Genomic DNA, 6,627 nt, shown 5'->3' with positions numbered 1-6,627 from the left:
TTGTTCTATGTTTCTCATAAACTGTCTTTCCTGTATCGGGATAGTATACTTCTACTTCTTTATTGTTTTTAATTTGGGGGACTGTTCCTCGTTTTAATTCATTTCTGATTGTATTTGAAGATCTATTGAGTTCTTTAGCTATCTTGTACGCGCAATAGCCTTTATTGTGTAAAAGCTGAATTTGTCCTCTTTCGAAATCATTTTAATGTTTATTTTTTCTTGAATTTGTTGTAGTATTATTATATTCCATAGTCATCACCTTTTGGTTTTTTTGTTTTTGGTGAATCAATTATACCAAATGTGATTTACTATGGGATTTTTTTTAGTTCAATTTCATTTTACAATTAACCAATTTTTTATTTTAGAATATATAAGGTCTATTGCAACTTTATTGTATCCACCTTCAGGGATTATTATATCAGCGTATCTCTTAGACGGCTCTACAAACTGAAGATGTGCAGACCTTACTGTTGACATATACTGTAATATTACAGAATCTAAACTTCTGCCTCTCTCTTTCATGTCTCTTAAGATTCTTCTTATAATTCTAACATCACTGTCTGTATCAACAAAAACTTTTATATCCAATAAATCTCTTATTTCTTTTTCACTTAAAATAAGTATTCCCTCTAAAATTATTACCTCTTTAGGCACAACTTTTTCAGTTATCTTCTTTCTGTTGTGAACTTCATAGTCATATATTGGCTTTTCTATACTCTTTTTGTTCTTTAGCTTAGTTAAATGTTCAACTAAAAGATCATGGTCAAAAGCAAAAGGATGGTCATAATTAGTCTTGACTCTTTGCTCAAATGCCACATTTGATTGGTCTTTATAATAACTATCTTCTTCTATTACAGTTACTCTTTCTCTGTCAAGCATTGACAATAATTCATTTGTTACAGTACTCTTTCCAGAACCTGAGCCACCTGCTATACCTATAATAATTGGTTCTCTCATATCTCTTTCCTCAATAAATACCCTGGCTCAACATCTTTGTCAAGCTTTAAATAAAAAATCTGTTTAGCTTTATTCGCCACTTCTATTTCATTTCCTTTTTCATCTGTCATATATTCTAATTTTTGAGTAAAATGCTTAACAGATGGTCCAAATATTTCTACAGATTCTCCTTTAAAAATTCTATTCCTTTGTTCTATCTTTGCAAGTTTAGTGTTTTTATCATATTCTAAAACTATTCCAACAAAATCATATCCTCGGATATATGAATTGTCTGTATAAACTTGAGAATCTTCATTTGCCTTCCCATAAAAAAATCCAGTAGTAAAGTCTCTATGGCTTACTTTCTTAATCTCATCTAATAGTGAAGAGTCAAATTTATAATTTTTAGGGTTTTCATAATAAGAATCTATAGCCATTCTATAGCTTCTTATTACTGTTGCCAAATAATATTCACTCTTTACTCTGCCTTCAATTTTTAAGCTCGCTACTCCAGATTGTATTAAATCATCTATGTGTTCTATCATAGATAAATCCTTTGAATTTAGAATAAACGAACCTTCTTCATACTCTTCTATAGGGAAATATTCTCCTGGTCTTTTTTCTTCAACCAAATAATATTTATACCTACAAGCTTGAGAACAATCCCCTTGGTTTGAGTCTCTACCAGTCATATAATTAGAAAGCAAACACCTTCCAGAATAAGCCATACACATTGCACCATGTGCAAAAGTTTCTATCTCTATCTTATTTCCTACTTCATTTACAATTTTTCTAACTTCTTCCAAAGATAATTCCCTAGCCAATACAACTCTTTCAGCACCCATTTTAGCCCAAAAATTAACTGTAGACGAATTAGTTACAGAACCTTGCGTAGATATGTGAATAGGTAGATTTGTTGCTTCTTTTATTCTCATAAACATACCTGGATCTGAAACTATAACTGCATCTACTCCTATTTCTTCCAATTGTTCCGCATACTCTTCTACTCCAACTATATCATCTTCATGAGGTATTATATTCATAGTTACATGAACTTTTTTACCTCTCTCATGAGCATATTCAACACCTTTTTTTATATTTTCTATAGAGAAATTCTTAGAAGCTTTTCTAAGCCCAAAACTTTCTCCGCCTAAATAAACAGCATCAGCGCCATAATCTATTGCAGTATAAAGTTTATTTAAATCCCCAGCAGGTGCAAGTAATTCTATCTTTTTCAAACTTTTCTCCTAACTAATAATAATCCATCTCCTATTGGGAGAATACTTGATATAAAACGTTCATTGGTTTTAATATAACTTATAAATTCACTTAACCTTTTAATTATTGTCTTCTTTCTCCTGACAGCTAACTCTTTTTTCGTGACCATTCCTCTAAATAAGATATTATCACAAATAATTATTCCTTCGTCACTCAAAAGTTTTTCACATTCATCAAAATATTTTTTATATTGACCCTTAGCTGCATCTATAAATATTATATCATATACACTTTGTAAAGTTTTTGCTACTTCATAAGCATCTCCATTTATTACTTCTATAACATTATCAAGATTGTATTTTTTTATATTTCTTCTTGCTATTTCTGTGAAATCTTTTCTTAATTCAACAGTTGTATATGACTCAATACTAGAATTTAAAGTAAAAGAAATTGCTGAATACCCTATAGCAGTACCTAATTCCAAAACTTTTTTGGGTTTAGTTGTGTTCAATAAAAATTTTATAAAGCTTTCTGTTTCTCTCTCTAATATAGGCACATGATTTTCTTCTGCATAATCTCTCATATCTTTTAAATATCCCGGATCATTAAATGAATTTATATAATCTATTACATGATCGTAAACTACTTCTCTATAAACTTCGCTTTTCATATAAACCTCATAAAAAAAGGAAATCTTGTGATTTCCTTAAATTTCCATAATTATTGGAAGTATCATTGGGTTACGCTTAGTTTGACTAAATAAGAATGACTTTAGGTTGTCTCTTATTGATGTTTTAACTGATGCCCAATCCCCTAAATTCTTATTTTCAAGTTCTTTTAATGTGTTCTTAATAACATTTCTAGAATCTTCTATTAAATCACCAGATTCTCTTACATATACAAACCCTCTAGATATAATGTCCGGTCCTGAAATAACTTTTCCATCTTTTTTAGAAATTGTAACTACAACAACGATTAGACCATCTTCTGCTAAGTGTTTCCTATCTCTTAATACTATATTCCCAACATCACCAATTCCAAGTCCATCTACCAAGATATCTCCTGATGGAACATCTGCCACTAATTTGGCACCATCTTCAGATATTTCTAACACATTTCCATTTTCCATAATATAGATATTCTCTCTAGGCACACCCATGCTTTCTGCCACTTCAGCATGTCTTAAAAGGTGTCTATATTCTCCGTGGTTTGGTATTACATACTTTGGTTTAACTAATGATTGAAGCAATCTGTGCTCTTCTTCACAAGCATGACCTGAAACGTGTATTTCTCCAAGAGATTCATAAATAACTTTTGCACCTGATTCTAACAATTTGTTTATTACACTTGAAACATCTTTTTCATTGCCAGGTATTGGTGTAGCAGACAATATTACAACATCATTTGAGGTCAATTGTATTTTTCTGTGTTCATTGTATGCTATTCTAGTTAGTGCACTCATAGGTTCCCCTTGAGAACCTGTAGTTATTAAAACCAACTCATTGTCTTCATACTTACCCATCTCTTTGACATCAATTATAGTGCTCTTCTTGACATTCATATATCCTAATCTAATTGCAGTATCTGTTACATTCAACATAGATCTGCCTGAAAGAACAACTTTTCTCCCAAATTTTTCAGCTGCATTTATGATTTGTTGAACTCTATGCACATTTGAAGCAAATGTTGCAATGATTATTCTAGCATCGGGTGTACTTGCAAATATTCTATTAAAAGTTTCACCAACAGAGCTTTCACTCATTGTATATCCTTCACGTAAAATGTTAGTAGACTCTGTAATCATAGCTAATACTCCGGCATCGCCTATCTGAGCAATTCTATTTAAATCTATAATTTTACCTGAAATAGGTGTGAAGTCTACTTTAAAGTCTCCTGAATGGAATACATACCCAAGTGGCGTCTTTATAGCTAAGCAACAAGCTCCTGGAATTGAGTGATTAACATGAATCCATTCAACTTCCATTTTACCAATCTTAACATTGTCTCCGTCATTTACTACATGTAAATCTACTTTACCAATATTATGCTCTTTTAATTTATTTTCAAGTAACCCTATTGTAAGTGCAGTACCGTATATAGGCATTTTTATTTTTCTTAAAACATAAGGTATCGCTCCTATATGGTCTTCATGCCCATGAGTTAAAATCATAGCCTTAATTCTGTCTTTATTTTTGATTAAATATGTCACATCAGGGATTACTGCATCAATTCCAAGCAACTCATGCCCTGGAAATGTCATCCCACAATCAACAATCAAAATTTCATCTTTATACTCTACTAGAGTTAGATTTTTACCAATTTCAAGCATCCCTCCAAGGGGAATTATCCTAACTCTTCCATTATTTTTCATCTATTCTCCTTTTAACTTTTGATAGCAGTCTTTGCAATGTCCATAGAATTTAAGGCTGTGGTCAACTATTTTGAAATTTTCCTCTTCTTCTATTTCTTTTTCTAAATTATCTAATAAATCTAATTTCACCTCAGTAACTTTTCCGCAATCTACACAAATTAAATGATGATGTCTATGTTCTTCTCCAGACTCATGCTTTAATTCATATCTAGTTACACCGTCATCAAAACTTATCTTGTCTAAAATTCCTACTTCTTCAAATAAAAGCATTGTTCTATACACAGTTGCTATACCAATGTTTTTATTTCTTTCAGAAACTTCTTTATAAACTTCTTCAGTAGACAAATGAGCACCTTGATTGTCTACAAAAACTTTATAAATTTCTACTCTTTGTCTAGTGAACTTATGTCCATGTTCTTTTAATATATCTTTTACATTTTCAACACTATTATCCATATTAAAGCACCTCACTGAAGTGTATCATTTTTTACTTTTTCATATGCCTTAAAGGCCTCATATAACTCTGAACGTTCAGGCATTGTAATACTCTCACTACCATATGGGTCAATATCTATCTTATATATATAAGTTTTTGAACCCGGGTCATCAACAGGAGCTATAGCAACATATCTGTTTTCGTCAATGTTAAACTTAGCTTTTACTATGAAAGCAACTACATTGTCATATTCATCAATAAAGAGTTGCCTTTGCATTATTCCTCCTCAAAATATCAAGGTGAGTCTGCAAAATATATGTGGCTGCTATCTTATCCACATATTTTTTACGATTTTCACGCCTAACATTTCCTTCTATCAATACTCGTTCTGCAGAAAGAGTCGTCATTCTTTCATCAATATAAATAATTTCAACTTTATATTTATTTTTTAACTTTTCAGAAAATTTTAATACTTTTTCAGCTTGAGGGCCAACTGTATTATTCATATTTTTCGGTAATCCTACAACAACTGTCTCTATTTTATTTTCTAAAATTATCTCATAAATTTCTTCGTATGTTTTTTTATTCGAAACTCTCTCTATAGTAACTAATGGTTGAGCTGTCATAAGTAACTCATCACTTATCGCAACACCAATCCATTTATCTCCTACATCAAGTCCAAGTATTTTCCTCATAACCACAACCTCAAAGGTACATATTGGCTATTAAACTTCAATATGTAAATGAGATGGAAATCCATCTCATTATATTTAACAGCTTATTATTTTTTAGTAAATTACTTAAGATATGATCTTAATAATTCACCTAAAAGTTCATCTCTTTCAATTTCTTGAATGATAGATCTTGCATTATTATGACTAGTTATATATGTTGGATCTCCGGATAAAATATATCCTATTATTTGGTCTATTGGATTATACCCTTTTTCTTCCAGAGCTACATAAACTGTCTTTAAAATATTTTTAAATATTTCTGATTCTAAAGCTTGTTTTTCGAAAATTTGTGTTTGATTTTTATCGTTCATATATTCCTCCTGTAATTATAACATAGAAATACTTACATTAAATCAATTCCTCTAACTTTGACAATGCTTCTTGCACTTTACTAGCATCTTTAGCTCCTGCAGTTGCCATATCTGACCTACCGCCACCGCCACCTTGAGCGATTTTAGCAACTTCTTTTACCATATTTCCAGCAGAGTATCCCTTAGAAATTAACTCTTTAGAAACAGCGCATACAAAATTAACTTTTCCATCTACAACTGTAGAAAGTAATACTATAATATTACCCATTTTTTCTCTAACATCATCTGCTATATTTCTAAGAGTGTTAACATCTACTCCTTCAAAACTATAAGTTACATATGATACTTCATTCTTAGTCTTTACATTCTCTATTATACCAGATAATTCATCTTTTGCTGATTTAAGTTTAAGGCTTTCTATTTCCTTTTCATATTCTTTTATAGAATTAACTATCGAAGAAATTTTTGAGATAACCTCTGTCTTAGTTGTCTTTAAAATTTGAGCTGATTCATCCCTTAAATTTTCTAATGAATTTAAATATTCATAAACAGCAGGTCCAGTTATAGCTTCTATTCTTCTAACCCCAGATGATATACCACTTTCTGAAATTATTTTAAACA

At 30.8% G+C, this 6,627-nt stretch carries 9 protein-coding genes and 1 pseudogene; all 10 read right to left on the bottom strand.

The features are described 5' to 3' along the window. Positions 1-187: pseudogene (locus SOR77_RS10250) on the bottom strand (helix-turn-helix domain-containing protein); the annotation flags it as partial. A 146-nt stretch (positions 188-333) separates the two neighbouring features. Beyond that, entirely contained in the window at positions 334-957 is a 624-nt protein-coding gene (udk, locus tag SOR77_RS08255; protein ID WP_320636639.1) for a uridine kinase, read from the bottom strand. Further along, positions 954-2,174: a U32 family peptidase gene (locus SOR77_RS08250; protein ID WP_320636638.1), complete on the bottom strand. Its 1,221-nt coding sequence runs from the start codon at positions 2,172-2,174 to the stop codon at positions 954-956. Before SOR77_RS08250 ends, udk begins: the two co-directional genes overlap by 4 nt. After that, positions 2,171-2,824 carry an O-methyltransferase gene (locus SOR77_RS08245; protein ID WP_320636637.1) on the bottom strand — a complete coding sequence of 218 codons (654 nt, stop codon included), beginning with the start codon at positions 2,822-2,824 and terminating at the stop codon, positions 2,171-2,173. The genes SOR77_RS08250 and SOR77_RS08245 overlap by 4 nt, the downstream gene beginning before the upstream one ends. Positions 2,825-2,860: 36 nt before the next feature. Beyond that, a complete protein-coding gene (locus SOR77_RS08240) occupies positions 2,861-4,525 on the bottom strand; it encodes a ribonuclease J (protein ID WP_320636636.1) in 1,665 nt (554 codons plus the stop codon). Next, positions 4,526-4,981, bottom strand: coding sequence for a Fur family transcriptional regulator (locus SOR77_RS08235; RefSeq protein ID WP_320636635.1), 456 nt, complete (start codon positions 4,979-4,981; stop codon positions 4,526-4,528). Between the two features lie 11 nt (positions 4,982-4,992). After that, positions 4,993-5,238 (bottom strand): DUF1292 domain-containing protein, encoded by a 246-nt coding sequence (locus SOR77_RS08230; RefSeq protein ID WP_320636634.1) that lies wholly within the window; start codon positions 5,236-5,238, stop codon positions 4,993-4,995. After that, positions 5,216-5,656 (bottom strand): Holliday junction resolvase RuvX, encoded by a 441-nt coding sequence (gene ruvX / locus SOR77_RS08225; protein WP_320636633.1) that lies wholly within the window; start codon positions 5,654-5,656, stop codon positions 5,216-5,218. Before ruvX ends, SOR77_RS08230 begins: the two co-directional genes overlap by 23 nt. 101 nt (positions 5,657-5,757) lie before the next feature. Then, positions 5,758-6,006 (bottom strand): IreB family regulatory phosphoprotein, encoded by a 249-nt coding sequence (locus SOR77_RS08220; RefSeq protein WP_320636632.1) that lies wholly within the window; start codon positions 6,004-6,006, stop codon positions 5,758-5,760. Positions 6,007-6,043: 37 nt separating this feature from the next. After that, a partial coding sequence (locus tag SOR77_RS08215; RefSeq protein ID WP_320636631.1) for a DHHA1 domain-containing protein occupies positions 6,044-6,627 on the bottom strand: 584 nt, incomplete at its 5' end.

The sequence above is a fragment of the Peptoniphilus sp. genome (genome assembly GCF_034090345.1).
Lineage (GTDB): Bacteria > Bacillota > Clostridia > Tissierellales > Peptoniphilaceae > Peptoniphilus.
The sequence above is the reverse complement of the archived record's forward strand: the minus strand, read 5'-3'. Positions and strand labels throughout refer to the sequence as shown.